This is a genomic window from Streptomyces sp. DvalAA-43 (genome assembly GCF_900091725.1).
GTDB lineage: Bacteria > Actinomycetota > Actinomycetes > Streptomycetales > Streptomycetaceae > Streptomyces > Streptomyces pulveraceus.
In genome coordinates this window covers 56,344-82,426 of the sequence record NZ_FMBW01000064.1, presented here as the reverse complement: position 1 = coordinate 82,426, position 26,083 = coordinate 56,344, and the positions used below count along the sequence as shown (strand labels likewise).

Below are 26,083 nucleotides of genomic sequence, written 5' to 3'. Positions count from 1 at the left end.
GGGGCGTCACCCGTTCCGCCGTCGGGCATAGTGTCGCCCGCGGCGTGGAAGCGATCTACGCATGACCGAAAGTGACAGCCCTTATATCGCGATGCCCCGGATCACCGTGCTGGGAGTACAGCCCGGCGACCCGCCCTTCCGTCTTGTGGAGATCGACGGGGAGATCGTCCGTGAGGCGACATCGATGGTGGACGTGCTCGCCGCCGCCCTGGCCGCGGGGATCAAGGTCCATGATCTCGACGACCCCGAGACGGTGCGGTGGGTGGGTGGCGGGAAACTCACCTGGAGGCTGCACTGAGCATCGCCCTGTGGCGCATCTGCGGCACGGCGGCACGCACGGATGCGGCGCGGTCGGGGCGCCGCGCCGTGCGGGCCGGCCGGTGCGTCGTGTCCGCGTGGTGCGGCCGGGTGTCCCGGGCGCCCTCGCTCCGGAACCGCCGGTCGGCCCCGGTGCGGCTCCCGTGGGTCCGATCGGGTCCCGGCGGGGTGGCCGTGGTGCGGGTGTTCCCGCCAGGGGCCGTCGGTGCTGATGGTGACGGCGGAGAACCCGCCACGGCCGCCCTCGCGACATCGGTGGCCCTGATGCTCCGCAGGTTGATGACCGGCTCCTTCGGCGATGCGCCGGTGGCGACTCGCAGCAGTCCGCGCGCACCCGTCACGCGGGCACCGGCGTACGGAACACACCGGCAGGCGGGCTTGGTGACACCGTCACGAGTCGGAGCCGACGGCCCGACTGGCCCCGAACTCTCCCGCCCCGCACTGACGTTCCGCGCACGTTTCGCTGACGTTTCGCTGACGTCACACGTGCGGCCCCGGCGCACCGGGGCCGCACCCGCGTCGACGGCTTCCGGGGTCTCAGGCCAGTGTGGTGGCGCGGTCGGGGTCGATGGCGTGCTGAAGAGGCTGGTCATGTATAAAGCGTCGGAGTTCGTCGAGCACAAGCGCTCCGAGACGATGACGTTCGGCCCCGAGGGCACCGCCGAGGTGGGGTGTCAGGACCACGTTGGGAAGGGTGAAGAGTGGCGAGTCATGGGCGGGAGGCTCCGGGTGTGTGACATCGAGTACGGCGGTGAGGTCGGCTCTGGCGCGCAGCACCTCCGCCGCGGCGGTCTCGTCGATGAGCGCGCCACGCGCGGTGTTGATCAGTGTGGCGCCCGGCCCCAGGGAGTTGAGCAGCCGGGACCCGATCGTGCCGCGGGTCTCGGGCAGGAGGGGGGCGTGGAGACTGACGACATGGCTGGTGGCGAAGAGTTCCTCGATGCCGACGAGCCGGACGCCCGCCCGCCGGGCGGTGTCCGGAGAGGCGACGGGATCCGTGGCGAGGACCTCGATGTCGAACCGGCCGAGGTGGGACGCGACGAGACGGCCGATGTGCCCGAGCCCCAACAGGCCCACGCGTGACCGGTAGGCGCCCGGCACCTGGGGGTTGTGCGGGAAGCGGCGACTGCTCGCCACCTCCCGGGTGACGCGGTGCACCTGCTTCAGTCCGAGGAGGACCTGAGCGAGGGTGAACTCCGCCACCGGTACGGCGTTGGCCGATGCCGCGGAGACGATCGGCACGCCGCGTGCCCAGAACTCGGGTGTGGTCAGATGCCGCACGGAGCCCGCGGCGACGAGGACCGCCCGCAACCGGGGGGCATGGGACAGGAAGGCGGCATCGAGGACGGGCGCGCCCCAGCCCGTGAGCAGCACGTCGACGTCGCGCAGCACATCGGGGTCCTCGGCGAGCCGCTGTCGCGTGAGGGGTGGACGCCGCAGGTGCACGAGACGTTCGATTTCGGCTAGGACCTCATGGGGATAGACGTCCGCCCTGCGCTCTTCCTCCATGACCAACAGGGCGGTCGGTCTGCGGTCCGGCTCGTTCATGGCGTTGCGCTCCTCAGCTCTTCGCCGACAGACCGTCAGCGAGTCGATCCGTGGACCCTGATCGGATGTGTGGGGAAATGTCCGATCGGATGTTGAAGATTGGCGTGGCTTGTTCGTTGCCTTGATCGGCGTGCTTGCCGCACGATACATCGGATGATTGAAAAGGCTTCGAGCGAAAACCGGTCATCCGATGCCTGTCGCCCCGGCGATCGTGGTGTTCGGGCATGATCGACGTGCGGTCGGTCGATCGTTGCCTGGGGCAGTCAATTTCCGGTTCCATCAGGCGCTTTCGCGGGAGGAGTGATCCGCCTGCGGGGGTGTCGGGGAGTGACGGTCGAGTAGGGGGCGCGTCCGGAGGGCCCAGGGTGAGCCCTCGCAGAACTTTTGCATTCATCGGACTATTGACCACGGATTCGGACCCCGTTAGCGTCCCAGCAAGCGCTTTCCAGGCCAGCTGTGATGCGGCGAAAACAGGAGTTGTCATGCAGAGAACGCGGTGGATCGGTGCGGGTGTTCTCGCTTCCGCTCTGGTCCTCACCAGCTGTACATCAGGGCCTGCGGGAGTGGATGCCAAGCAGAACTCGAAGGCACCGCTCGAACTGTGGACCCGGACGACACCGGGCGGACCGGGGGAGCAGGGGACCCTCAAGCTCGCCGCCGCCTTCGAGAAGGCCACGGGCTTCAAGGTCAAGGTCACGGCGATCTTCGACGACTTCGAGACCAAGCTGCAGCAGCGGGCCGCGCAGAAGAACCTGCCCGACATCGTCCTGAACGATGTGACGCAGCTCGGCGCCATGCACAGCCAGGGTCTCCTCCGGGAGATCGACCTGGACAAGATCAAGAACAGCAAGCAGGTCGTCGGCCAGGGGCTGGACTCCGGCAAGAGCGTGGACGGCAAGCAGTTCGGCCTGCCGTACTCGGCCCAGGCGTCCGCGCTGCTCATCCGCAAGGACTGGCGGGAGAAGCTGAAGCTCGAAGCCCCGAAGAGCTGGGACGACTTCGCCGCCATGGCCGAGGCCTTCACCACCAAGGACCCCGACGGCGACGGCAAGAACAACACCTACGGTCTCGCCGCTCCGCTGTCCACCAAGCGCGGATACGCCTCCTGGTACTTCTCCAACTTCCTCTGGGCGGCGGGCGGGGACTTCATCACCGGGGCCGGTGACGGAAAGTACAAGCCCGCGATGACCACCAAGGAATCGGTCCAGGCCGTGCAGTGGTTCCGCGACCTCGGCTGCAAGAACAAGGTCATCCAGCCGGGCGCCGTGACCATGGAGACCCCGCCCACGAACGAGACGTTCGAGGCAGGCCGGACCGGCATGTTCGTCGTCGGCCCGTATCTGCTGCCCCGCTTCGACGAGACCCTCGGCAAGGACAAGTACGAGGTCGTGCCGATGCCCAAGGGGCCGAAGGACGCCACCGTGCTCGCCGAGGGCGGGTCCGTCTACCTGATGGCCGGCTCCGAGAACATGGCGGGCCAGGACGCCTTCGCCGACTTCGCGCTCTCCGCCGAGGGCCAGAAGACCGGCATGGAGGGGGAGACCGGCTTCACCGTGCAGCTGCCCGTCAACAAGACGGTGGACATCTCCCAGGTTCGTCCCGACCCCCGCTGGAAGACCTACGCGGAGATCTACCAGAGCTCCGGCCGGTACGCGCCGTCCATCCCGAACTGGACCCCGGTGCGGCAGACGACCGCCGACGCCGTCAACGCGCTGATGGCCGACTGCGACCTGGACACCGGGACCAAGCTCAAGGAGCTCGACAAGCAGCTCGCCGACATCCTCAAGGAACAGGGAATCGCCGCGTCATGAGTCTTGACCAGGCGGATCCGGCCGCCCTCCCGGCGGCCGGGCCCGCCACCCGGAAAACGGGCCGCACGGCCGGCGGCGGCGCCGGCCGCCGCGGGCACGACCGCCGGGCGGGCCGGTGGTGGACGCCGTGGCTGTTCCTCGCCCCGGCACTGCTCCTCTTCCTGTACTTCAAGTTCATCCCCATGGTCAGCGCGCTGACCATGTCCTTCCAGGACGTTCAGCCCTACCTCGGCAACAAGTGGGTCGGCACCGAGAACTACGCCACGGTGCTCCAGTCCGCCGGCTTCCGCGAGGCCGCCTGGCACACCATCGTCCTCGCCGTCGGGCAGACGGCCGGATCGATGGCCCTCGGCCTGGCACTCGCCCTGCTGATGGAGGGCCAGGGCCGTCGGCTGGGATTCGTGCGCTCCGCGGCGTTCCTGCCGGTGGTGGTGCCGATCGCCGTCGTCGCCGAACTCTGGCGGATCATGTACCACCCGACCGCGGACGGCATGCTCAACTCCCTCCTCGGCCTGGTGGGATTCGGCCCTTCGGGATTCATCAACGACCCCGACTCGTCGATGGCCTCCATCATGCTCACCGGCATCTGGCGGGGCGCCCCCTACGACATGATGATCTTCCTCGCCGGTCTCACCAGTGTGGACCGCGGTCTGTACGAGGCCGCGAAGGTCGACGGCGCCTCCAGGCGCCAGCGGGTCTGGCACGTGACCGTGCCCGGACTGCGGTCGGTGTTCTCGATCCTGTTCATCCTCGCCGCGATCCGCGGACTGCGGGTGTTCACCGAGGTGTTCCTGCTCACCAACGGCGGGCCCGACGGCTCCACCGAGGTCGTGATGACCCTGATCTACAAGCTCGGTCTTGAGCAGAACAGACTCGGCGTCGGCGCGGCGGGAGCCGTCCTGCTGTTCCTCGCGACGCTGATCCTGACAGTCGTCGTCCACCTGCTGCGACGGAGAGAGAGCAAATGAACGCGCCGACCGAGACCGCGCTGGGCCTGACGGAGAGCAGGAGTCCGGGCGGGCGGATCCTGAAGGCCGTCACCTACCTGCTGGTCCTCATCGTCTTCGCCGGGCCGCTGCTGGCCCTGCTGGTCAGCGCCTTCGGGCATGTCAAGGACCCGACCCAGCTGAGCATCGTCCCCACGGGCGCCACGCTGGACAACTTCAAGATCGCCTTCGACCAGGGCGTCCTCGCGTACCTGCTGAACTCGTTCTTCGTGGTCGGCTTCGGGCTGCTGCTCCAGGTGGCCGTCTCCGTCCTCGCCGGGTACGCGCTGGCCAGGAAGGTCTTCCCGGGGATGACCGTGGTGCTCGTCGCCATCCTGGCGACGCTGATGCTGCCCGAGGAGATCCTGGCTCTCCCGCTCTCCTTGATCCTCTCCGATCTGCCGGTCGTCCACTTCAACCTCATCGGCACCCTGGCCGGAATGATCGTCCCGCTGGGCGCCTGGGGATTCTCCATCCTCGTGATGACCGAGTTCATGAAGGACGTCCCCCGGGAACTCGAAGAGGCCGCCCGGATCGACGGCGCCGGCGACCTGCGCATCTTCGCCCAGATCATCCTGCCGATGTGCAAGCCCGCGCTCGGCGTCATCGGAGTCTTCGGCTTCACCATGATCTGGGACCAGTACCTGCTGCCCCTCCTGGTCTCCACCGACTCCTCCTCGTACACGCTCCCGCTGGCGCTGCGCACCCTGCGGATCGACCCCGCCGTGACCCCCGGAGTGGTGATGGCCGCCTCGCTGCTGGCCCTGCTCCCCTCCGTGATCGTCTTCCTGTTCTTCCAGCGTTCCTTCGTGCACGGTCTGTCGTCCGGTGCCCTGAAGGGCTGACCCGGCAGGCCGTCCCCCTTCCCCGCCCCCCGTACCACCAGCCCTCCGACAGCGCACCGGGCACGCCACCGGACGCCGACGACAAGGAACGATGCCCCATGACCCCGAGCGCCGAGACCCCGTCAGCGCCCCCCGCTTCCCCGGCACCCGCACCGGGCCCGGACACGACCTGGTTCACCACCGACCGGTTCGGCATGTTCGTCCACTGGGGCCTGTACTCGCTCGCCGCACGGCACGAGTGGGTCAAGAACCGGGAGAAGCTGACCGACGAGCAGTACCAGGTCTACTTCGACCACTTCGACCCCGACCGCTACGACCCGGTCCAGTGGGCCAGGGCGGCCAGGGCGGCGGGCATGCGGTACGTCGTCCTGACCACCAAGCACCACGACGGCTTCTGCCTGTGGGACAGCGCCCTCACCGAGTACAAGGTCACCAACACCCCGCACGGCCGCGACCTCGTCGGGCCGTTCGTCGAGGCGTGCCGCGCCGAAGGGCTCAAGGTCGGCCTCTACTACTCCCTCATCGACTGGCACCACCCGTCCTTCCCCGTGGACGGCACCCACCCCCAGCGCGACGACGAGGAGTTCAAGGCCGCGGCCGCCGACCGCGACATCCGCGACTACCAGCGCTATCTGCACGGCCAGGTCCGCGAACTGCTCACCTCCTTCGGACGCGTCGACTACCTTTTCTTCGACTTCTCGTACGCGGGCCGCACCTGGTGGGGCGGCAAGGGCCCGGACGACTGGGACTCCCCGAAGCTGCTGGAGACGGTCCGCGAGCTCCAGCCGCATGTGCTCGTCAACGACCGGACCGGCCTGCCCGGCGACTTCATCACCCCCGAGCAGTACCAGCCCTCCGGTCCCATGACCAAGGACGGGCAGCCCGTGCTGTGGGAGGCGTGCCAGACGCTCAACGGAAGCTGGGGCTACGACCGCGACAACCTGGACCACAAGAGCGCGGACCTGCTGATCCGCATGCTCGTCGACGGGGTGTCCAAGGGCGGCAACCTGTTGCTCAACGTCGGCCCGACCGGCCGCGGCGACCTCGAACCGCGCGCCGTCGCCGTCCTCGGCGAGATCGGCCGGTGGATGGACCTGCACGAACGGTCGGTCCGCGGCTGCGGCCCGTCCCCGTACACCGCGCCCGCCGAATGCCGGTACACCCAGCGCGGCGACCGGCTCTACGTCCACCTGCTGGCCTGGCCGCTGCGCCATCTCCACCTGCCGGGACTCGCCGGCCGGGTGCGCTACGCCCAGCTGCTGAACGACGCCTCGGAGATCGGCCAGGTCCACATCGACCCGGACCGGCCCGCGCAGAACACCGAAATGGGCGGGCAGCCCGCCGGGACGCTCACCCTCGAAATCCCCGTCCAGCGCCCCGACACCCCCGTGCCCGTCATCGAACTCTTCCTGGACACCCCGGCCGACCGGGCCGACGGCTGATACAGGCCCGGCCCCCTCGATCCACCACCACACTCACGGAGGCATCATGCAACGCCGCACGTTCCTCATGGGCACCGCAGCAGGGGCGACGCTGGCCGTCGCCCCCACCGGAGGTCTCCTGACCGCGAGCGCCACGGCGGCCCCGGCCACCGTCGGTTCGCTGGACGAGCTCCAGGCCGCCATCGACCGGGCCCGGCCGGGTGACCGCATCGTCGTGGCCGACGGCACCTACACCGTCCCGTCGGACCGGCCCCTCACCATCAGGAACAAGCAGGGCACCGGGCGCGCGCCCATCACCGTCGTCGCCCGGACCCGCGGCGGCGTCGTCCTCGACGGCGAGCAGAGCTTCGTCCTCGACGGCTCCAGCCACATCACGCTCAGCGGCTTCTCCTTCCGCCAGAGCACCACCCTGGACATCCCCCCGACCTGCTCGCACATCAGGCTGACCCGCAACGACTTCCAGCTCGCCGACATCGAGGGCGTGCACTGGGTGATGGTGCGCGCGGACGACAGCAAGGTCGACCACAACCACTTCCACGGCAAGTCCACACTCGGCATCTACCTCGGCATCGAGGGCGCGGGCACGGAGGAGATGGCGCAGCGCGTCCACATCTTCCGGAACTACTTCTCCGACCACACCTTCCCCGGGGACAACGGCGGAGAGCCGATCCGGCTAGGTGTCAGCCCCCGGGCCCTGTCCAGCGCCCACGCGATCGTGGAGTACAACCTGTTCGAGCGCGCCAACGGCGACCCGGAGGCCATCTCCGTGAAGAGCTCGGACAACGTCATCCGGCACAACACCATCCGCGACAGCTTCGGCGGCATCGTCCTGCGGCACGGCAACCGCAACCGGGTCGAGGGCAACCACCTCCTCGCCGGCACGGAAGGCGTGCGGATCTACGGCAACGACCATGTGATCGTCAACAACCACCTCGCCGGTCTGTCCGGGCGGGCCATGGTGATCGGCAGCGGTTCGGAGCGCGACCACCTGCCCGGCGAGTCACCCGACACGCGCCGCGGCAACGACGCGCCCGACCGGGTCCTCATCGCGTACAACACCCTGGTGAACAACAACGGCACACTCTCCGGCGAGAGCCAGCGCCCCCACGAGCCGCGCGATGTGACCGTCGCGGACAACCTGTTCGTCGGTGACTCGGGCGAACTGGTCGCGATGGCCAACACCGTACGGTTCGCCTGGTCCGGCAACATCCTGTGGGGGTCCGCCGCCGACGGCAACATCCCGTCCGGTGGATACACCCGTGTCGACCCGAAGCTGGTGACGGGCACGGACGGTGTGGCCCGGCTCTCCGCGGGCAGCCCGGCGATCGGTGCGGGCACGCTCCGGCCGTCACCGGTCACCCACGACATCGACGGGGACCCGCGCGGCCGTCGACAGGACGTGGGTGCGGACGAGTACGCGAAGCGGGCGCCCCGGTACCGGCCGCTGACCCCGGCCGACGTCGGCCCCCACGCCCGCTGACAACCCGCCCGAGAGGGACAGCCGGTCCGGTCCGCCCCCGGCTGTCCCCACCGTCGAACAGCCGGTCCGTCCAGCGCGGGGGCTGTACGGACCGGCCCGTCATGTACTCGTCGCCACAGGAGGCATCATGCAACGACGCACGTTCCTCAGGGGCACCGCGGTGGCAGCACTCGCCGCCGTGCCCCTCACCACCTCGATGTCGGTCGACGCCTCGGCGGCCGACACACCGGTCAGCAGCCTGGCCGCACTCCAGAGCGCGATCAACAGCGCCGCACCCGGCGACCGGATCGTCGTGGCCGACGGCACGTACACCGTCCCGTCGGGCGGCGCCATCAACGTCTCCGGCAAGAACGGCACCGGCGCCGCGCCGATCACCATCGTGGCCAAGTCCCGCGGCGGCGTGGTGCTCAAGGGCGAGCGCAGCTTCGTCTTCGCCGATTCGAGCAACATCACCGTCAGTGGCTTCGCCTTCCGGCAGAGCACCACGCTGGAGATCCCGGTGAACTGCTCGTCGATCCGGCTGACCCGCAACGACTTCCAGCACGCGGACGACGGCGACCCGTACTGGGTCGTCGTACGGGCGAACAGCACGAAGATCGACCGGAACCACTTCCACAACAAGACGACCACGGGCATCTTCCTGATCGTCGACGGTCCGGGCTCGACCGACATGGCCCAGAACACCCACATCCTGCGGAACTACTTCTCCGACCACAGTTTCGCCGGGGACAACGGCGGCGAGTGCATCCGCCTCGGCGTCAGCGGGCGGGCGCTGTCCGCCGCGAACGCGGTCGTGGAGTACAACCTGTTCGAGCGTGCCAACGGCGACCCCGAGGCCATCTCGGTGAAGTCCTCCGACAACATCATCCGGTACAACACCATCCGCGACAGCCGCGGCGGGATCGTGCTCCGCCACGGCAACCGCTCCCGGGTGGAGAGCAACTACCTGATCGGCGGAGAGGAGGGCGTGCGGCTCTACGGCAACGACCACCTGATCGTCAACAACTACCTCGCCGGACTCTCGAAGCGGGCCCTGGTCGTCGGCAGCGGCACCACCCGCGACCACAACTCGGGCGAGACGCAGGACGAGCGGCGGGGCAACGACGCCTGCGACCGCGCGGTGATCGTGCACAACACCCTGTTCGGCAACTCCAGCATGCTCTCCGGCGAGAGCCGGGCCTACGAGCCCCGGGACGTGGTCATCGCCGACAACCTGCTCGTCGGCGACTCGGGGAGCCTGGTCGCGATGGGGACGACGACCAACTTCACCTGGCAGAGCAACATCCTGTGGGGTGCGGCGTCCAACGGCAACGCGCCGTCGGGTGGTTACACCCGTGTCGACCCGAAGCTGGTGACGGGCACGGACGGCGTGGCCCGGCTGTCCGCCGGCAGCCCGGCGATCGGCGCGGCCACGCTGGCCGACCCGGGCGTGAGCGACGACATCGACGGCGACTCGCGAGGCAGCACGCGCGACATCGGCGCCGACGAGTACGCGACCACGGCCGCGCTCCGTCACCCCCTCACGACCGCGGACGTGGGGCCGAACGCGGCCTGATACGTCCTCACCGGGACGGCCCGCCCGGGGCGGGCCGTCCCCCACCCGACCGGAGACCGGGCGGGAGACGCGCCGCCACGCGGCGACCGCAGGAAGGAGTGTTGTGACAGGCAGGGAGAGCCGTGACCGCGCGGAGCGCGAGCGCGGCGCGGCGGACCGCACCCCGGACAGCCCGCCGACCGGGTCGGGAACTCCCGTGACCAGACCGGGAATCTGCTCGGTCACCTTCCGTCGGCTGCCCGCCGCCGAGGTCGCGCGCCTCGCCGCGGACGCGGGCCTGGAAGCGGTCGAGTGGGGAGCGGACGTGCACGCGCCTCCGGGGGATCCAGACACCGTCCGCTCGGCCCGCGAAGCCTCCGACAGACACGGGCTCACCTGCTGCTCGTACGGCTCGTACTTCCGCGCCGCACCGGGGGAGACGGCCGGATTCCCCGGGATCGCCCGCGCCGCGACGCTTCTCGGCGCGCCGCGGGTACGGGTCTGGGCGGGCGGAGCCGGATCGGACGCCGCCACACCGCAGGAGCGGAGCGGGACGGCCGCCGGACTGCGGGAGGCGGCCCGGATCGCCGCGGACCACGGGCTGGAGCTCGCTCTGGAGTTCCATGGCGGGACCCTCACTGACACCGTCGCCTCCACCGTCCGGCTGCTGGACGAGGTGGGCGCGGACAACCTCCGCACCTACTGGCAGCCTCCGCAGAACTCCCCCGCCGAGGAGGCGCTGGCGGGGCTCCGCGCACTCGTCGAACGGGTCAGCGCGGTGCATGTCTTCTCGTGGTGGCCGGGAAATCACCGACTGCCGCTGGCCGACCGGGCGGACCTCTGGTCCGAGGTCTTCGACCTGCTCAACGCACGACGCGTCCCGCTGGACGCGCTCCTGGAGTTCGTGCCCGGCGACGACCCCGCCGTACTGGCGCGCGAGGCCGGTACGCTGCGGCGCGTCGCGGCTCACCGATGAGCGCGGCACCCATCCCACCATCCCCACCTCAGGACGGCAGAGCAGACATGCACATCACGGAAACGGACACCCTCCTGTTCATCGGTGACTCCATCACCGACGCGGGCCGCGACCGGGCGGATGCCACGTCCCTCGGCAGCGGATACGTCCAGGAGATCGCACGCACCCTGCACGACAGGGCGGGCGACGGAGCCGCCCCCGTGGTCATCAACAGGGGCGTCAACGGCAACCGTGTGTACGACCTCGAAGCCCGCTGGGCCACCGACGTCATCGAGCACCGGCCCACCGTGGTCACGGTCAAGATCGGCATCAACGACACCTGGCGGCGCTACGACCGCGGAATCCTCAGCCCGGTCGACGAGTTCGAGGCCTGCCTCGACCGCCTCCTCGCGGACACCGCACGCAGTCTCTCCGCACGACTGGTCGTCATCACCCCGTTCCTGCTCCCGGTCACCCCGGAGCAGGAGGACTGGTTCGAGGACCTGACACCCCGTACCGAAGCCGTCCTGCGCGCCGCGGCGGCCACCGGGGCCCAGGTGGTCCGTGCCGACCTCGCGCTGCGCCGTGCCGCGCAGACGAAGGCAGCCGCGGAGCTGGCCCGGGACGGAGTCCATCCGAGCCCCCTCGGCCACCGGATCGTCGCCGATGCCTGGCTGGCCGAGGTGGGCTCCCGCCTACTCGGGCAGCAGGGGGAGGCCCAGCCGGACCTCGACTGACTCGACGCGGCCGAGGACCCGCACCGAACCGCTGAAGCACAGGGCCCGCGCCGGATCGAGCGTCAGCTCGCCGGTGACGTCGCCGTGCTCGTGGAGGTAGAGACCGATGTCGTACAGGTCGGCCATGGTCTCGTCGATGCTCACGGTCGCCACGTCATCGGTCCAGGCGGCGGGCACCGCCGTGAGGTAGAGATGCGGCGGATGCAGCGCCCAGCCGAACGGACCGGTGTCCCCCTGCCCGTCCAGGGCCTCGATGGTTCCCCACAACGACACGGTCACCAGGCCGTCCGGGGACACCTGGACCGATGATTCCGACCGGTCGACGGCGAAGTCCGTGTCGCCCAGCACGAATGTGTCCACGGTGAAGACCCCAACGGATGTCGGTTCGGCGCGATCAAGGCGTCCATCATGGCACCGGACCCCGTCCGGCATGGTGCCCACGCGCGGAGAGTCCCGGGAAGCGGCGGCCACGAGCGCACGAGACCCCAGGCCACGGCGTGAGGCGGATCACTTTCCGGCGAGCACGGGGCATGGTTCTCCGGACCCGGGGCAGGCGGCCGGATCGCCGGGGTGTGACCGGCGCTGGAAGCGAACCGGAACCGAAGGGTCAAACACGACGTGTCGGCTGCACAACAGACCATCCAGGTGGGCGGGGAGTGGCGTCCGGCCGTCTCCGGCGCCACGCGCGACATCATCGACCCCGTCGACGCGGACGTCTTCGCCGTGGTGTCGGAAGGCGGTGTCGCCGACACCGACGACGCCGTCGCCGCCGCGCGTGCCGCCTTCGACGACGGGGTCTGGCCGCGCACGCCCGTCGCCGAGCGGGCCGCCCTGCTGCGCCGCGTCGCGGCCCTGCTGGAGCGGGACCGGGAGAAGATCGGTGCCCTGGAAAGCCGGGACGCGGGCAAGACCCTCGAAGAGGGACGCGTCGACGTGGACTGTGTGCGCGACGCCTTCGTCTACTTCGCCGACCTCGTCATGAACGAGAGCGGCGGACGTGTCGTCGACGCCGGGAACGACGAGATCCACAGCGTCGTCGTCCACGAGCCCGTCGGTGTGTGCGCCCTCATCACCCCCTGGAACTACCCGCTGCTCCAGGCGAGTTGGAAGATCGCCCCGGCGCTCGCCGCGGGCAACACCTTCGTGGTCAAGCCCAGCGAGATCACCCCGCTCAGCACCGTCGCACTGATCGGACTCCTGATGGAGGCCGGACTGCCCCAGGGCGCCGCCAACATCGTCACCGGCGCCGGTGACACCGTCGGCGCCCGTCTCGCCGAACACCCCGATGTCGACCTCGTGTCGTTCACCGGCGGACTGGCCAGCGGTACGAAGGTGGCCCGCGCCGCCGCCGACACCGTCAAGAAGGTCGCCCTCGAACTCGGCGGCAAGAACCCCAACGTCGTCTTCGCCGACGCCTGCGCCACCGACGAGGGCTTCGACACCGCCGTCGACCAGGCACTCAACGCCGCCTTCATCCACAGCGGCCAGGTCTGCTCCGCCGGATCCCGGCTCATCGTCGAGGAGTCGCTGCGCGAGCGCTTCGTCGCCGAACTCGCCCGCCGCGCCGAGAGGATCCGCCTCGGCCGGGGCACCGACCCGGGCGTCGAATGCGGCCCGCTCGTCTCCGCCCGGCAGCTCGCGAGGACCGAGGACTACGTCGCGTCCGCCCTCGCGGAGGGCGCCGTGCTCCGGGCCGGCGGCGAACGGCCCGACGGCCCCGGCTACTTCTACCGCCCCACCGTCCTCGACCGGTGCGACCGCCGGATGCGCGTCGTCCGCGAAGAGGTCTTCGGCCCCGTGCTGACCGTCGAGACCTTCCGTACCGAGGACGAGGCCGTCACCCTCGCCAACGACACCGAGTACGGGCTCGCCGGAGCCGTGTGGACCGCCGACGCGGGCCGCGCCCGGCGCGTCGCCGGGCGGCTGCGCCACGGCACCATCTGGATCAACGACTTCCACCCCTACCTCCCGCAGGCCGAATGGGGTGGCTTCGGGAAGTCGGGCACCGGCCGCGAGCTGGGCCCGACCGGACTGGCCGAGTACCGCGAGGCCAAGCACATCTACCAGAACCTCGCTCCGCGCCCCGTGCGCTGGTTCGCGGGCTGAGGCGCACCCGAGGGACACGACGCACATGCCGCACGTGACACACGGCACGGGCCAGGGACGCCACGGCCGCAACGGAGCAGAGGAAAACGAGCGCATGACCGACCACCACGTATACGACTACGTCGTCATCGGCGGAGGCACCGCCGGATCGGTGATCGCCTCCCGGCTCACCGAGAACCCGGACACCACCGTCGCCGTCATCGAGGGCGGCCCCAGCGACGTCGGACGGGACGACGTCCTGACCCTGCGCCGCTGGATGGGCCTGCTCGGCGGTGAACTGGACTACGACTACCCGACGACCGAGCAGCCCCGCGGCAACTCGCACATCCGCCACAGCCGCGCCCGGGTGCTCGGCGGCTGCTCGTCCCACAACACCCTGATCGCCTTCAAGCCCCTGCCCTGCGACTGGGACGAGTGGGCGGACGCGGGCGCCGAGGGCTGGGACGCGGCCTCCATGGACCCGTACTTCGCCAGGCTCCGCAACAACATCGTCCCCGTCGACGAGGCCGACCGGAACGCCATCGCCCGCGACTTCGTCGACGCCGCGCGGAGCGCGCTGGACGTGCCGCGCGTCGAGGGCTTCAACCAGCAGCCCTTCCACGAGGGCGTCGGCTTCTTCGACCTCGCCTACCACCCGGAGAACAACAAGCGTTCCTCGGCCTCCGTGGCGTATCTGCACCCGTTCCTGGACCGGCCCAACCTCCATATCGCCCTGGAGACCTGGGCGTTCCGCCTGGAACTGGAGGGCACCCGGGCCACCGGTGTCCGGGTGCGCGCCAAGGACGGCACGGAGCACGTCGTACGGGCCCGGCGCGAGGTGCTCGTGTGCGCGGGCGCCGTGGACACCCCCCGGCTGCTGCTGCACTCGGGCATCGGACCCCGCGCCGACCTGGAGAAGCTCGGCATCCCCGTGGTGCACGACCTGCCGGGAGTCGGCGAGAACCTGCTCGACCACCCCGAGTCGGTCATCGTCTGGGAGACCGAGGGACCGATACCGGAGAACTCCGCGATGGACAGCGACGCGGGCCTGTTCGTACGCAGGGACCCGGCGGCCGAGGGGCCGGACCTGATGTTCCACTTCTACCAGATCCCGTTCACCGACAACCCCGAGCGGCTGGGCTACGAGCGGCCCCCGCACGGTGTGTCGATGACCCCCAACATCCCCAAGCCCCGCAGCCGCGGCCGGCTCTACCTGACCAGCGCCGACCCCGAGGTCAAGCCCGCCCTCGACTTCCGGTACTTCACCGACGAGGACGACTACGACGGCCGCACCCTGGTCGACGGCATCCGGATCGCCCGTCGCATCGCCGCCCAGGAACCGCTGGCCGGCTGGCTCAGGCGCGAGGTCTGCCCGGGGCCCGGGATCACCTCCGACGAGGAACTCGGCGCGTACGCGCGCAAGGTCGCGCACACCGTCTACCACCCGGCGGGGACCTGCCGGATGGGTGCCGAGGACGACGAACTCGCCGTGGCGTCACCCGATCTGAGGATCCGTGGGCTGAACGGCATCCGGATCGCCGACGCGTCCGTCTTCCCGACGATGACGACCGTCAACCCGATGATCGGCGTGCTGATGATCGGGGAGAAATGCGCGGACCTGCTGGGAGGCACTGCCTGATGAACACCGAGCCGCCGGCCCCTTCCGAGCCGCCCGTGTCCGAGCCGCCCGTGTTCTCCGTACGTGAGCTGTGGAAGGTATTCGGCCCGAAGGCGGGCCGGGTGCCGTCGGACCCCGCCCTCGCCGCCCTCGGCCCCGCCGAACTGCGTGAACGGACCGGCTGCACCGCCGCCGTGCGCGAGGTGTCCTTCGACGTCCGCAGGGGCGAGGTGTTCGTCGTGATGGGCCTCTCCGGCTCCGGGAAGTCCACCCTCGTACGCTGTCTGACCCGGCTGATCGAGCCCACCTCCGGTGCGATCGCCATCGACGGCGAGGACGTGCTGTCGATGGACGCGGCACGCCTGCGCCGACTGCGCCGCCACCGCGCCGCCATGGTCTTCCAGCACTTCGGGCTGCTGCCGCACCGGTCGGTGCTGGACAACGTCGCCTACGGGCTGGAGATCCAGGGCGTCCCGCGCGCCGAACGGCGGGCCCGCGCGGCGGAGTTCGTCGCCAAGGTCGGCCTCGAAGGCATGGAGCACCGCCGCCCCGCCCAGCTCTCCGGCGGTCAGCAGCAACGGGTGGGGCTGGCCCGCGCACTGGCCGTGGACCCCGAAGTGCTGCTGTTCGACGAACCGTTCAGCGCGCTGGACCCACTGATCAGGCGGGACATGCAGGAGGAGGTCGTACGGCTGCACGGCGAGGAGGGCCGCACGATGGTCTTCATCACGCACGACCTCGGCGAGGCGCTGAAGCTCGGCGACCGGATCGCACTGATGCGGGACGGCCGGATCGTGCAGCTCGGCACGCCCGAGGAGATCGTGGGCGCCCCCGCCGACGACTACGTACGCGACTTCGTCCGCGACGTGCCGCGGGAACAGGTCATGACCGTGCGCTCGGCGATGCGGCCCGCCACCGCAGCCGAGACGGACCACGGCCCGGCGCTGGCCCCCGGCGCGACGGTCCACGAGGCCATCGAGGCCGTCGTCCGCAGCGGCGGCACCGCCCGCGTCGTCGAGCACGGCCGCTGCCTGGGCGTGGTCGGCCACGCGGACCTGCTCGGCGTGGTCGCGGGGCTCGCCCCGCGCGAGGAGGCGGCCTGATGCCCGCCCACGCCACCTGGGCGCGCACCGGGCCCGCCCGCGCCGCCGACCCGGCAGGGAGGCGGACACGATGAGCACCACCGTCACCGAGGCGGGCGCGCCCCCGGCACGCCTGCCGCTGAGCGATGTCCTCGCCCGGCACCGCACCGCGCTCATCGGGGGTCTCGCGCTCGTCGCGCTCCTCCTCGGCGCCCTGCTCCTGGGCGGTGGCGCCTGGCCCGCACGCTTCTCCGTCGACCTGTCCGGACCGCTCGGCGACGCCAGCGACTGGATCATCGACAACCGGGACAGCCACCCGCTCTTCCTGTACTTCTTCGGCCACGTCAGCAACGCCGTCGTGCTCTCCGTACGCGCCGTCTACCTCGTGCTCCTCGCCGCAGGCTGGGCCGGGGTGACGGCCGGCGCCGGGCTCGTCGCCTGGCGCCTGGCGGGCCTGCGCCCGGCGCTCACCGCCGTCGCCGCGTTCGGGGTGTGCGGGCTGCTCGGCATGTGGGTCCCCACCATGCAGACGCTCGCCCTGATGGTCGTCGCCGTCGCCGCGTCCGTGCTGCTCGGCCTCGTGCTCGGGCTGGCCGCCGGGCTCTCCGACCGTGTGCACCGGGCCCTGCGCCCGGTGCTCGACACCATGCAGGTGCTGCCCGCGTTCGCGTATCTGCTCCCGGTCGTGCTGGTCTTCGGCATCGGTGTGCCGGCAGCGGTCCTCGCCACGGTCGTCTACGCGGCACCGCCCATGGCCCGGCTGACCGCGCTCGGACTGCGCGGCGCGGACGCCGGGGTGCTGGAGGCCGCGGCCTCGCTCGGCGCGACCGGCCGGCAGCGGCTGCTGACCGCCCGCCTCCCGCTGGCCCGCAAGGAGCTGCTGCTCGGGGTCAACCAGTCGATCATGATGGCGCTCTCGATGGCCGTGATCGCGTCCGTGATCGGTGCGGGCGGACTGGGTGACCGCGTGTACCAGGCCCTCGCCTCCGTCGACGTCGGAGCGGCGCTCGCCGCCGGTGTGCCGGTCGTCCTGCTCGCCGTCGTCCTCGACCGCGTGACCGCCGCCGCGGGGGCGCGCATCGGTGCCGCGCCCGCCCGGGGCACCGGCCTGGGCTGGGCCGCCGCCGCGGCCGGGACCGTCGCCGCCGCCCTCGTCGGCCGCTCCGCCGGCCGGCTGTCCTGGCCCGACGCCTGGACCGTGGACGTCGCGGCCTTTGTCAACCGTGCCGTCGACTGGATGACCGCGCACCTGTACTCCGGGGTCCCCGTCATCGGTGGCACCGCCGACTGGGCCGCCCGCTTCACCACCTGGGTCCTCGACCCGGTGCGCGACGGCCTGCGGTGGCTGCCCTGGTGGACCGTACTGCTCCTGGTGGCGGTCCTCGCCCTGCTCGTCGGCACCTGGCGCACCGCGGCGACCGCGGTGCTCGCGATGGTCGCGATCGGGGTGCTCGGGGTGTGGGACCCGGCGCTGGACACCCTCTCGCAGGTGCTGGCCGCGGTCGCCGTCACCCTGGTCGCCGGTGTCGCCACCGGTGTGGCCGCGGGTCGCAGCTCGCGTCTGGAACGGCTGTTGCGGCCCGTGCTCGACGTCTTCCAGACGATGCCGCAGTTCGTCTACCTCATCCCGGTGGTCGCGCTGTTCGGCGTCGGCCGGGCACCCGCCGTCGCCGCGGCCGTGGTGTACGCCCTGCCGGCCGTCGTCCGTATCACCACCCAGGGCATGCGTGCCGTGGACCCGGTCGTGATGGAGTCGTCCCGCTCGCTCGGCGCCACGGCCCGGCAACAGCTGTGGCGTGTCCAACTCCCGCTCGCCCGGCCCGCGTTGCTGCTGGCCGTCAACCAGGGCGTGGTCCTCGTCCTCGCCGTCGTCATCATCGGCGGCCTGGTCGGCGGTGGTGCGCTCGGCTACGAGGTGGTGTTCGGGCTGGCCCAGGGCGACCTGGCGACCGGTCTCGTCGCGGGCGCGGCCATCGTGTGCCTGGGGCTGATGCTCGACCGGGTCACCCAGCCCGCCGGAAAGGAGCACCACGATGCGTAGGCGCACCATCGCCGCCGCCACGGCGTTCGGCCTGCTGGCCCTGACGGGCTGCGGCGCGGCGGACATGACGAAGCAGTCGTCCCCGTACGCCGACGCGCACGGCGCCAGGACCGTGACCCTGTCCGTGCAGTCGTGGGTGGGCGCGCAGGCCAACGCGGCCGTCGCCCGGTACCTGCTCGAACACGAGCTGGGGTACCGCGTCGACACCGTCCAGATCGACGAGGTCCCCGCCTGGGACGCCCTCAGCCAGGGCCGGGTCGACGCGATCCTGGAGGACTGGGGCCACCCGGAGCAGGAGCAGAGGTACGTCGAGGACAAGAAGACCATCGTGCCCGGCGGCGAGCTCGGTGTGACCGGCCACATCGGCTGGTTCGTGCCGAAGTACTTCGCCGACGCGCACCCGGACGTGACGGACTGGAAGCACCTGAACGCGTACGCCGACCGGCTCCGCACGGCGGAGAGCGGCGGCAAGGGCCAGCTCCTGGACGGCTCGCCGTCCTACGTCACCAACGACAAGGCACTGGTGAAGAACCTGGACCTGGACTACCAGGTGGTCTTCTCCGGCTCCGAGGCGGCGCAGATCACACAGATCAAGCAGTTCGCCAAGGAGAAGAAGCCGTTCCTGACCTACTGGTACAAGCCGCAGTGGCTGTTCGAGCAGGTTCCGATGACGGAGGTGAAGCTGCCCGCGTACGAGGAGGGCTGCGACGCCGACCCGGAGAAGGTGGCGTGCGCCTATCCGCACACCCCGCTGCGGAAGTTCCTCAACGCCCGGTTCGCCGACCGCGGCGGCAGGGCGGCCGCGTTCCTGAAGCACTTCCGCTGGACGACCCGGGCGCAGAACGAGGTGGCGCTGATGATCGCGGACCAGAAGCTGTCGCCCGAGGAGGCCGCGGAGCGGTGGGTGAGGAAGAACGGACCCATCTGGCGGGCGTGGCTGCCGAAGTGAGCCCCGGGGCCGGTCCGGCGGCCCGATGGGCGCCCGGGGCGGATGCCACGCCGGACCACGGCGCGGCATCCGCCCCGCGGTGTGTCAGGAGGTGGTGTGCAGCGGAACGGTCAGCTGCTTGAGCCAGGTGCCGGTGGTGAAGTCACGGGCCTTGATGACGACGGAACGGGGACCGACCTCGACCTGGAGCCCCTGGTTGAAGGCATCGCCGAGGGAGACCTCGCCGCCCTTGCCGTCGTCCATCCAGCCGACCTGGACGGCCGAGGTGTTCACCACGGTGAAGCCTTCGAGGTTGCCGGTGCCGGGGACGACACGGCGCACCACCCAGTCGGACAGGTTGAGGTCCCAGTGGGTGTGCCCGGAGAAGAGGAACACGTCCTTGTGGCGGCCGAGGATCGACAGCAGCCGGTCGGGCTGGAGGTAGTCGTTGAGGTAGAGCTTGTTGTGTGTGCCCGACACCGTGTTGGGCAGCGGGTGGTGGGTCAGCACCATGACGGGCCGGCGGCGGCGCGCCCAGTACGCGAGCCGGTCCTCCAGCCAGGTGAACTGCGCGTCGCTGATCCAGACCTCGTCCCACAGCTTCGCGTCGTGGTAGTGGGAGTAGCGCTCGGTGCCCAGGCTGAGCACGGGAACGCCGCCGAACGAGGTCTCCGAGTAGACCTTGTTGCGCTCCGCGAAGTTGTAGAAGCTGCGGAAGAGCGAGCCCTCGGTGGTGCCGTTGGGCCAGGTGTCCTGGGCGAGTGTGTTCGGGTCGCTGTACTTCGGTACGTAGAACTCGTGGTTGCCGATGGCCCACGCGATGTTCTTGGGGTGCGGGTGCCGCTTGAGCGTCTGGCGGACCGCCGCGTACTCGAAGTCGTAGCCGCGCGGGGTGATGTCACCGGCTATGCCGAGGCCGGCGCTGCCGGGGTTGATGCGGTGCAGATCGTCGAGGGCCTTGCCGAAGTCGGTGAGGTCGCCCTGGATGTCACTGATGATGTTGAACCGGACCGTGTGGCCCTTGTCGGGCCGGTGCGGAGCTGCCGCGGCCGCGGGCGCCGCCGGCCCCGCGCCGGCGGCGAGCGCGCCGCCCACCAGCGACGCGCTCCCTGTGGTGGCCATGAACGATCTGCGATCCATCGGTACTTCCTTCGTCTGTGCGCCCCCGTGCGTGTGGGACGCGGCGAGTGTCGCCGCTCAGGATGGCCCGTCGGGGTATCACAGATGGCCATGGCTTGAACTGTTCGGTCGCCGATGGCGTGTTTCTGATGTTGCCGGTCAACGCGGCCCGGCGTCGGCCGGGTTCCTGGCCCGGTCGCGGGTCAGCCGCCAGACCCGGTCCTCGCCGGAATCGGCCGGAGCGAGGCTCTCGGCGGGGCTCTCGGAGGGGCGGCGGAGGTGTTCGGTGAAGCCGAGCCGGGCCGGGACGGCGCCGCTGGCGGTGTTGGCCACGTCGTGGACGATCTCGACGTGGTCGACGCCGGGAATCCGGAAGGCCAGTTCGGTCAGGGCGCGGACGGACCGGGTCACCAGACCGCGGCCGGTGGCGGCGGGGTGCAGCCAGTAGCCGATCTCGCGGCCGTTCTCCGGGGCCGCACCGCGCCGGAAGAGCCCGCAGGCGCCGACGATCGCCCCGTCGAGCACGATCGCGTAGGTGAACTCCTCGCCGCGCGCCCAGCGTTCCGCACGTTTGGCCAGGAACCGGCTGGTCCCGGCCAGGCTGTGCTCGGCGGCCCAGGGCATCCACGGGCGCAGGTGCTCCAGCGACTCCTCGATGACCCGGAAGAGCTCCGGGAGGTCTCTCTCGCCGTTGAATCGGCGCAGTGCGAGGCCGTCCAGTTCGATCAGGTGCGGGGGAAGGTCCATGCCGTGAGGATGCTGGGCGTACCCGCCCGCGGGCAACGGGGTTTCGCGGCCGTGGCCGCAGCCGGGGCGCCGACGGGGCATGCACGGCCCATGGGCAGCCGTGTGCACCACGCCGACGCCCCGGCCTTCGGCGGACCGTCCCGGTCACCTCGGGGCGGCGGGTTCCGCCGGAGTCACCGGGTGCGGTAGGCGTCGACGAGGGTCTGGGTGAGTGTGCGCCCGCCGGTGTCGGTCAGTTCCGCGCGCAGGGAGACGCCGGTGCCCGAGCCCGGGTTGTGGATCGTGACGGCGCCCTGCTCGACCGGCACCCGCTTCCAGGAGGCGCCGCCGTCCACCGATACGGACACGGCCGACGAACGGAGCTTTCCGTTCGCGGCGCCGCCCTGCACCGTGACGGGAATCCGCAGCGCCGTGCCCGCCTCGGCGGTACCGGTGGAGCCGAGCGCGGGAGAGAACCGTACGACGCTCACGGGCACCGGGACCGGACCGGTGGTCGTGCCCGAGGTGAAGGTCCACGACACGGTCACGCGGGTGGCGGTGCCGGGTGCTCCGCCGCGCCGCACCGTGCTGGTGATCCGGTACGTCGCGCGCCCCGGCGGCACGGTGAACCGGGCCTGCCCGGGGGCGCCGGTCCGCGTCCCGACGAGCACGCCGTCGCGGTGCAGCGTGGTCGAGGCCTCGGCGTACGGCGGTGACGACGGCACGTGTCCACCGCCGTCCGTGAGCAGCGGGACATCGACGGTGAGGGTGTCGCCGTCGCGCACGACGCCGGAGCCGCCGGTGAGGCCGGGGCCGAAGACGGCGTTGTCGAAGGTGTGCGTGGTGGTGCGTCCGGCGCGCACGGCGACGCCCTCGGCGGAGTAGCGGTTCGACGGCCCGCCGGGCGCGCGGGGAGCCATGTAGGTGATGTCCCAGGCGCCGCGTCCAGGTGTCACGAGGTAGGTGGCGGTGCCGGGCGTCGCCAGGGCCCGGGAGAGCCCGACGGTCAGTCCGGTGCTCGGTTGCAGGTCGACGGAGCCGGTGCCCGCGGTGCCCGGCAGGGCGGCGCCATGGACCTTCATGGTGGCCAGGTCCTTGGCGGTGGGGTGCCGGGTGAGCCCGGTCAGGGCGCGCGCCCCGGTGAAGACGTAGCCGAGCGCGTAGTCGGCGCTCTCGGTGGTCCAGTACCCGTCGAACCACTGCTTCACCGATCCGGCCTCGGCGTCGGGACCCAGGTGGGCGACGCGCAGATTCGCCGCGGAGGAGATCAGGTTGACGAGCCGTTCGGCGCCCCGGTGCCTCACCTCGACGACCATCGCGCTGTGCAGGAAGCGCGCCGAGCGGTCGGGCGGCCGTACGTCGACGGGGGCCGTGGTCCGCGCGTCGACGGTGACGGTGGTGTCGCGGTCCAGGTCGAGGCGCGGCTGCACGATCCAGTCGGTGCCGTCCGCTCCGTCACCGGAGGTCAGGGAACTGCTCAGCAGATAACGGCCCTTGGGCAGCCGCACGGTGGTGGTGCCGGAGGCGTCGTGCGGCTGGACCACCTCGTCGGCGCCCGCACCAAAGACCCCGGTGACGGTGGTCTCGTACGAGCCCGTCAACCGGCCGGCCCGGTCGAGGTGCTTGATCGTGAGGGCGTACGTCTGCGCCGTCGCGGCGAAGGCCGGGGCGTTCCAGACGGGCGTCGCGCCCCCGGCCACGGCGGCGGCCACGGCCATGGTCCGCAGAACGCTCCGGCGGGGTACGGAAGAAGCGGAGGAATGAGTCATGACCTGCACTGCGCCGCCGGGCGCCGGAGTTCCGGTGAGCCGCGTCACACCCGGGTGCGGGACCGCGGCCCCGGACCGCGCATGTGGTGCACGTCACGGGAACCGGCGCAACGGAGGTGGCAGAGCAGAGTGTGGAATCACTCATGAGGAATCGCTTCCGCCGCGGGGACCGGGGCGTCTTGGGGGAGCTGTACGACGAACACTCCCAGGTGCTGTACCGGTACGCCCTCCGTGTGACCGGTGACTGGGCGGAGGCCGAGGACGTCGTCTCGGCGACCTTCCTGGAGGCCTGGCGCAGCAGGGAGAAGGTGCACCCCGAAGGGGACGGCCTGCGCCCGTGGCTGCTGGGCATCGCCACCAACGTGATGCGCCGCGACGCACGCGCGCGCCGACGCCGTGACATTGCGCTCGCCCGCGTCCCGGAACGCGGCCTGGTCCCGGACTTCGTCGACGACCTCGTCACCCACCTCGCGGATTCCGAGCAGTTGCGTGCGGCGCACGCCGCACTCGCCCGGCTCCGGCGCCGCGACCGGGAGGTCTTCACCCTCGTGGTCTGGGAGGGCCTGGACTACGCGGCCGCGGCCGAGGCGCTCGGCGTACCGGTCGGCACCGTCCGGTCACGGCTCTCCCGCGCCCGGACCCGCCTGCGCGGGCTCGCCGACACCGAGGCCCGCGCCGCACGTGCGCAGCCCGGGAGGGGAGCCGTCCCGCCGCCCGCGCCGGGGGGCCAGGAGCCCGCCGCCACCCCCGACAAGCCCGCCCCGTACCGCGTCCCCGCGATCGGCTCGTCCCGCCAGGAGAAGCACGGATGAACGCCAGCCCGCGACACCCCACGGACCAGGCCGCCGAGGAGAACGAACGTCTCGTCCTCACCGGTCTGCTGCCCCCACCGCCGGTACCCGGCCTGGCCCCCGACCGCGCACTGCCGCTGAAGCAGGCACTGCTGGCCGAGGCCGCCGCCACCGAACCGTCCGGCAGGCCCGCCACCCGCGCCCCGCGCTGCCGTCGGCCGGCGGTCCGGTTCGTGGCACCGGCCGTCGCCTGCGCCCTGGCCGTCGGCGGCGTCGTGATGGTGGACCGCACGGACGCGCCGGGCCCCGCGACCCCCGCCGCCGCGGATGGCGGCACCACTCGCGCACCCGAAGCCGCACGGCTGCTCGACCGCATCGCACTCGCCGCCGCCGGGGAGCGGCGGCAGACGGTCCGCGCCGACCAGTTCGTGTACATCGAGAGCAGGGTCGCCTACGCGGCGCAGAGCGCCGGGGGAGGCCCCGTGACGATGCCTCCCGCGCACACGCGGCAGGTGTGGCTGTCCGCCGACGGCAGCCGCCCCGGCCTGCTGCGCGAGGCGGGCTCGCCCGACACCGGGCTCGCCGCCGACGGCCCGGTCGACACCCTCGACGGCCCGGGAGCGACACCCCGCCCCGGCCGCCTGAACGCCTCGGGCCCGTCGGTCAGCAGCCCCACCCACGCCTATGTCGCATCGCTGCCCACCGACCCCGACGCCCTGCTGAAGCGGATCCGGGACGAGACCCGGGGACAGGGCCGGGATCCGGACCAGCGGGCGTTCACCGCGATCGGCGACCTGCTGGCCGAGACCTGGGCCCCGCCACGGGTCGGCGCCGCGCTCTACCGCGCCGCCGCGAAGATCCCCGGCGTCACGGTGGTCCGCGCGGCCACGGACGCCACGGGCCGCGAAGGCGTCGCCGTCGCCCGCACCGCGCACGGGCAGCAGACGCAGTGGATCTTCGACCGGACCACGTACGCGTTCCTCGGTGAACGCACGGTCCTCGCCGAGGCCGGTGACGCCGGCCCGGCAGGCACCGTCGTCGGCACCTCGGCGATCCTCACCAGGGCCGCCGTCGACCGCACCGGCCGGACCGCCTAGCCAGGAACTGTCCGGGCGATCGCGCTGGGCTCGATCCTCGGGTATCCACCCCCAAGGTGCTCCGGAGCCGCCTCCGTCGAATCAGACGCCGATCGGCTTGCGGTAGCGGACGTATTCGTTCTGGCGCCGGAACCCTACGCTCTCGTAGAGGTCGTAGGAGCGGTGCGGATTCGCGGTCCCGGTGAACAGCCGGGCAGTCTCCGCGCCGTGCTCGCGGAGAGATCGCAATCCGTCCAGCAGCAGGGCACGCCCCAGTCCCAGACGCCTCGACTCTGCCCGGACGCTCAATTCTTCGACTTCGCCCACGGTGCGGTCATGCCGGCGGATGGAGCACAGGGCGACGCCGGCCATCTGATCCTCGTACCAAGCAGCTCGCCAGCGGGTCGGGACGGCCGTGGCGAGGAAACTCTCGAACGTCCACTTCTCGGTGAAGGCGGCATTCGCATAGGAATCGACGACCGTCTTCCAGGCCGCGTGGTAACTGGCCGGCTCGACGGCACCCACTTCGATACCGGCCGGCAACCGACCGTCGTGCTCGGGTAGCCGTCGGAGATCGGCCAGTTCCAGCTCCACCAGGCTGAAGACACGCCGGTATCCGGTTTCGAGCAGCAGCTGCGTTGAATCCTTTTCGGAGGCCATTGCGTTGGCGCCGAACACGGCCGTCCGTGCGGTTCCGTGTTGCTGTACCAGCCGACGGATACGGTTCTCGGCCCAGTTGAGCATGTCTGAGCCGATGCCCGCGCCGCGGTGGTCGGGCAGCAGGTAGCCACGGTGCAGGTACAGCCATGTCCCGTCCCGTTCCTGCCACCACCTGATCGTCACGTAGCCGACGATGCCGCCGTTGCACTCCACCAGGACTTGGTTCTCGGACGGGTCGTCCAGCTCGGCGGAGGCTTCGGCGATCTCGGCCGCCGTCGGGACTCCCTCCACGACCGAGCGGGCGTCGGTCTCGTCCAGCCCTGCGCAGCCCAGCCGCACGGCGGCCATCGCGCCGTGGTCTTCGTTGCCGCGGTACGGCCGGAAGAGACAGCTGGGCAATCGTCCCGGCGTCCCAAGGCCGCTGCCCCTGTTCACGCCCATACCCGGGCCTCCCGTCATGTCGGACATGAGGTCGGCGAGCGTAGGCCGTGCCGATCGGACAACAGAACTCGTTTTCCGCAGTGCTCCCCGA

22 protein-coding genes are annotated in these 26,083 nt (G+C 71.2%); 16 read left to right on the top strand and 6 right to left on the bottom strand.

The window, feature by feature from the left end; all coding sequences use genetic code 11:
* Positions 1–61 precede the first annotated feature (61 nt).
* Positions 62–298 carry a hypothetical protein gene (locus tag GA0115234_RS26240; RefSeq protein WP_093546365.1) on the top strand — a complete coding sequence of 79 codons (237 nt, stop codon included), beginning with the start codon at positions 62–64 and terminating at the stop codon, positions 296–298.
* A gap of 557 nt (positions 299–855) precedes the next feature.
* On the opposite strand, the gene GA0115234_RS26235 is transcribed toward GA0115234_RS26240, so the two are convergent.
* The gene (locus GA0115234_RS26235) at positions 856–1,866 is read right to left on the bottom strand and encodes a hydroxyacid dehydrogenase (RefSeq protein ID WP_093546362.1); all 1,011 of its coding nucleotides are present in this window, start codon (positions 1,864–1,866) and stop codon (positions 856–858) included.
* Positions 1,867–2,348: 482 nt separating this feature from the next.
* On the opposite strand from GA0115234_RS26235, the gene GA0115234_RS26230 reads away from it, so the two are divergent.
* From GA0115234_RS26230 to GA0115234_RS26195, 8 genes are all read left to right on the top strand, one after another.
* On the top strand, positions 2,349–3,677 hold the full coding sequence (locus tag GA0115234_RS26230; protein ID WP_093546360.1) for a sugar ABC transporter substrate-binding protein: 1,329 nt from the start codon (positions 2,349–2,351) through the stop codon (positions 3,675–3,677).
* Complete coding sequence (locus GA0115234_RS26225; RefSeq protein WP_093546357.1) at positions 3,674–4,645, top strand: carbohydrate ABC transporter permease; 972 nt, start codon at positions 3,674–3,676, stop codon at positions 4,643–4,645. Before GA0115234_RS26230 ends, GA0115234_RS26225 begins: the two co-directional genes overlap by 4 nt.
* The gene (locus GA0115234_RS26220; RefSeq protein WP_093546354.1) at positions 4,642–5,508 is read left to right on the top strand and encodes a carbohydrate ABC transporter permease; all 867 of its coding nucleotides are present in this window, start codon (positions 4,642–4,644) and stop codon (positions 5,506–5,508) included. Before GA0115234_RS26225 ends, GA0115234_RS26220 begins: the two co-directional genes overlap by 4 nt.
* A 98-nt stretch (positions 5,509–5,606) precedes the next feature.
* The gene (locus tag GA0115234_RS26215) at positions 5,607–6,950 is read left to right on the top strand and encodes an alpha-L-fucosidase (RefSeq protein WP_093546351.1); all 1,344 of its coding nucleotides are present in this window, start codon (positions 5,607–5,609) and stop codon (positions 6,948–6,950) included.
* Positions 6,951–6,996: 46 nt separating this feature from the next.
* Positions 6,997–8,430, top strand: a complete 1,434-nt coding sequence (locus GA0115234_RS26210; protein ID WP_093546348.1) for a polysaccharide lyase 6 family protein — start codon at positions 6,997–6,999, stop codon at positions 8,428–8,430.
* Between the two features lie 127 nt (positions 8,431–8,557).
* Positions 8,558–9,985, top strand: a complete 1,428-nt coding sequence (locus GA0115234_RS26205; RefSeq protein WP_093546345.1) for a polysaccharide lyase 6 family protein — start codon at positions 8,558–8,560, stop codon at positions 9,983–9,985.
* Positions 9,986–10,088: 103 nt separating this feature from the next.
* Positions 10,089–10,940, top strand: coding sequence for a sugar phosphate isomerase/epimerase family protein (locus tag GA0115234_RS26200; protein ID WP_256088819.1), 852 nt, complete (start codon positions 10,089–10,091; stop codon positions 10,938–10,940).
* 47 nt (positions 10,941–10,987) lie between these two features.
* Entirely contained in the window at positions 10,988–11,656 is a 669-nt protein-coding gene (locus GA0115234_RS26195; protein ID WP_093546342.1) for an SGNH/GDSL hydrolase family protein, read from the top strand.
* Here the strand turns inward: GA0115234_RS26195 and GA0115234_RS26190 are convergent.
* Positions 11,615–12,016, bottom strand: coding sequence for a hypothetical protein (locus GA0115234_RS26190; RefSeq protein ID WP_093546339.1), 402 nt, complete (start codon positions 12,014–12,016; stop codon positions 11,615–11,617). The genes GA0115234_RS26195 and GA0115234_RS26190 overlap by 42 nt on opposite strands.
* A 258-nt stretch (positions 12,017–12,274) precedes the next feature.
* Here GA0115234_RS26190 and GA0115234_RS26185 point away from each other — a divergent pair, with 258 nt between their 5' ends.
* From GA0115234_RS26185 to GA0115234_RS26165, 5 genes are all read left to right on the top strand, one after another.
* On the top strand, positions 12,275–13,762 hold the full coding sequence (locus GA0115234_RS26185) for an aldehyde dehydrogenase family protein (RefSeq protein WP_093546336.1): 1,488 nt from the start codon (positions 12,275–12,277) through the stop codon (positions 13,760–13,762).
* Positions 13,763–13,856: 94 nt separating this feature from the next.
* The gene (locus GA0115234_RS26180) at positions 13,857–15,380 is read left to right on the top strand and encodes a GMC family oxidoreductase (RefSeq protein WP_093546333.1); all 1,524 of its coding nucleotides are present in this window, start codon (positions 13,857–13,859) and stop codon (positions 15,378–15,380) included.
* Positions 15,380–16,462, top strand: a complete 1,083-nt coding sequence (locus tag GA0115234_RS26175) for a quaternary amine ABC transporter ATP-binding protein (protein ID WP_093546330.1) — start codon at positions 15,380–15,382, stop codon at positions 16,460–16,462. Before GA0115234_RS26180 ends, GA0115234_RS26175 begins: the two co-directional genes overlap by 1 nt.
* 70 nt (positions 16,463–16,532) lie before the next feature.
* Complete coding sequence (locus GA0115234_RS26170) at positions 16,533–18,482, top strand: ABC transporter permease (RefSeq protein ID WP_093546327.1); 1,950 nt, start codon at positions 16,533–16,535, stop codon at positions 18,480–18,482.
* Positions 18,475–19,431: an ABC transporter substrate-binding protein gene (locus tag GA0115234_RS26165; RefSeq protein WP_093546324.1), complete on the top strand. Its 957-nt coding sequence runs from the start codon at positions 18,475–18,477 to the stop codon at positions 19,429–19,431. Before GA0115234_RS26170 ends, GA0115234_RS26165 begins: the two co-directional genes overlap by 8 nt.
* 84 nt (positions 19,432–19,515) lie before the next feature.
* Here the strand turns inward: GA0115234_RS26165 and GA0115234_RS26160 are convergent, their stop codons facing one another.
* The 3 genes from GA0115234_RS26160 to GA0115234_RS26150 form a co-directional block, all read right to left on the bottom strand.
* A complete protein-coding gene (locus tag GA0115234_RS26160; RefSeq protein ID WP_202554185.1) occupies positions 19,516–20,550 on the bottom strand; it encodes a metallophosphoesterase family protein in 1,035 nt (344 codons plus the stop codon).
* Positions 20,551–20,688: 138 nt separating this feature from the next.
* Positions 20,689–21,276, bottom strand: a complete 588-nt coding sequence (locus GA0115234_RS26155; RefSeq protein ID WP_093546321.1) for a GNAT family N-acetyltransferase — start codon at positions 21,274–21,276, stop codon at positions 20,689–20,691.
* A 173-nt stretch (positions 21,277–21,449) separates the two neighbouring features.
* Entirely contained in the window at positions 21,450–23,024 is a 1,575-nt protein-coding gene (locus GA0115234_RS26150) for a serine protease (RefSeq protein ID WP_141718483.1), read from the bottom strand.
* 143 nt (positions 23,025–23,167) lie between these two features.
* Between GA0115234_RS26150 and GA0115234_RS26145 the strand changes: the two genes are divergently transcribed.
* Both GA0115234_RS26145 and GA0115234_RS26140 read left to right on the top strand, forming a co-directional pair.
* The gene (locus tag GA0115234_RS26145) at positions 23,168–23,836 is read left to right on the top strand and encodes an RNA polymerase sigma factor (RefSeq protein WP_093546315.1); all 669 of its coding nucleotides are present in this window, start codon (positions 23,168–23,170) and stop codon (positions 23,834–23,836) included.
* Positions 23,833–24,912: a CU044_5270 family protein gene (locus GA0115234_RS26140; protein WP_093546312.1), complete on the top strand. Its 1,080-nt coding sequence runs from the start codon at positions 23,833–23,835 to the stop codon at positions 24,910–24,912. The genes GA0115234_RS26145 and GA0115234_RS26140 overlap by 4 nt, the downstream gene beginning before the upstream one ends.
* A gap of 81 nt (positions 24,913–24,993) precedes the next feature.
* Here the strand turns inward: GA0115234_RS26140 and GA0115234_RS26135 are convergent, their stop codons facing one another.
* Complete coding sequence (locus GA0115234_RS26135; protein ID WP_093546309.1) at positions 24,994–25,992, bottom strand: GNAT family N-acetyltransferase; 999 nt, start codon at positions 25,990–25,992, stop codon at positions 24,994–24,996.
* Positions 25,993–26,083: the final 91 nt, after the last annotated feature.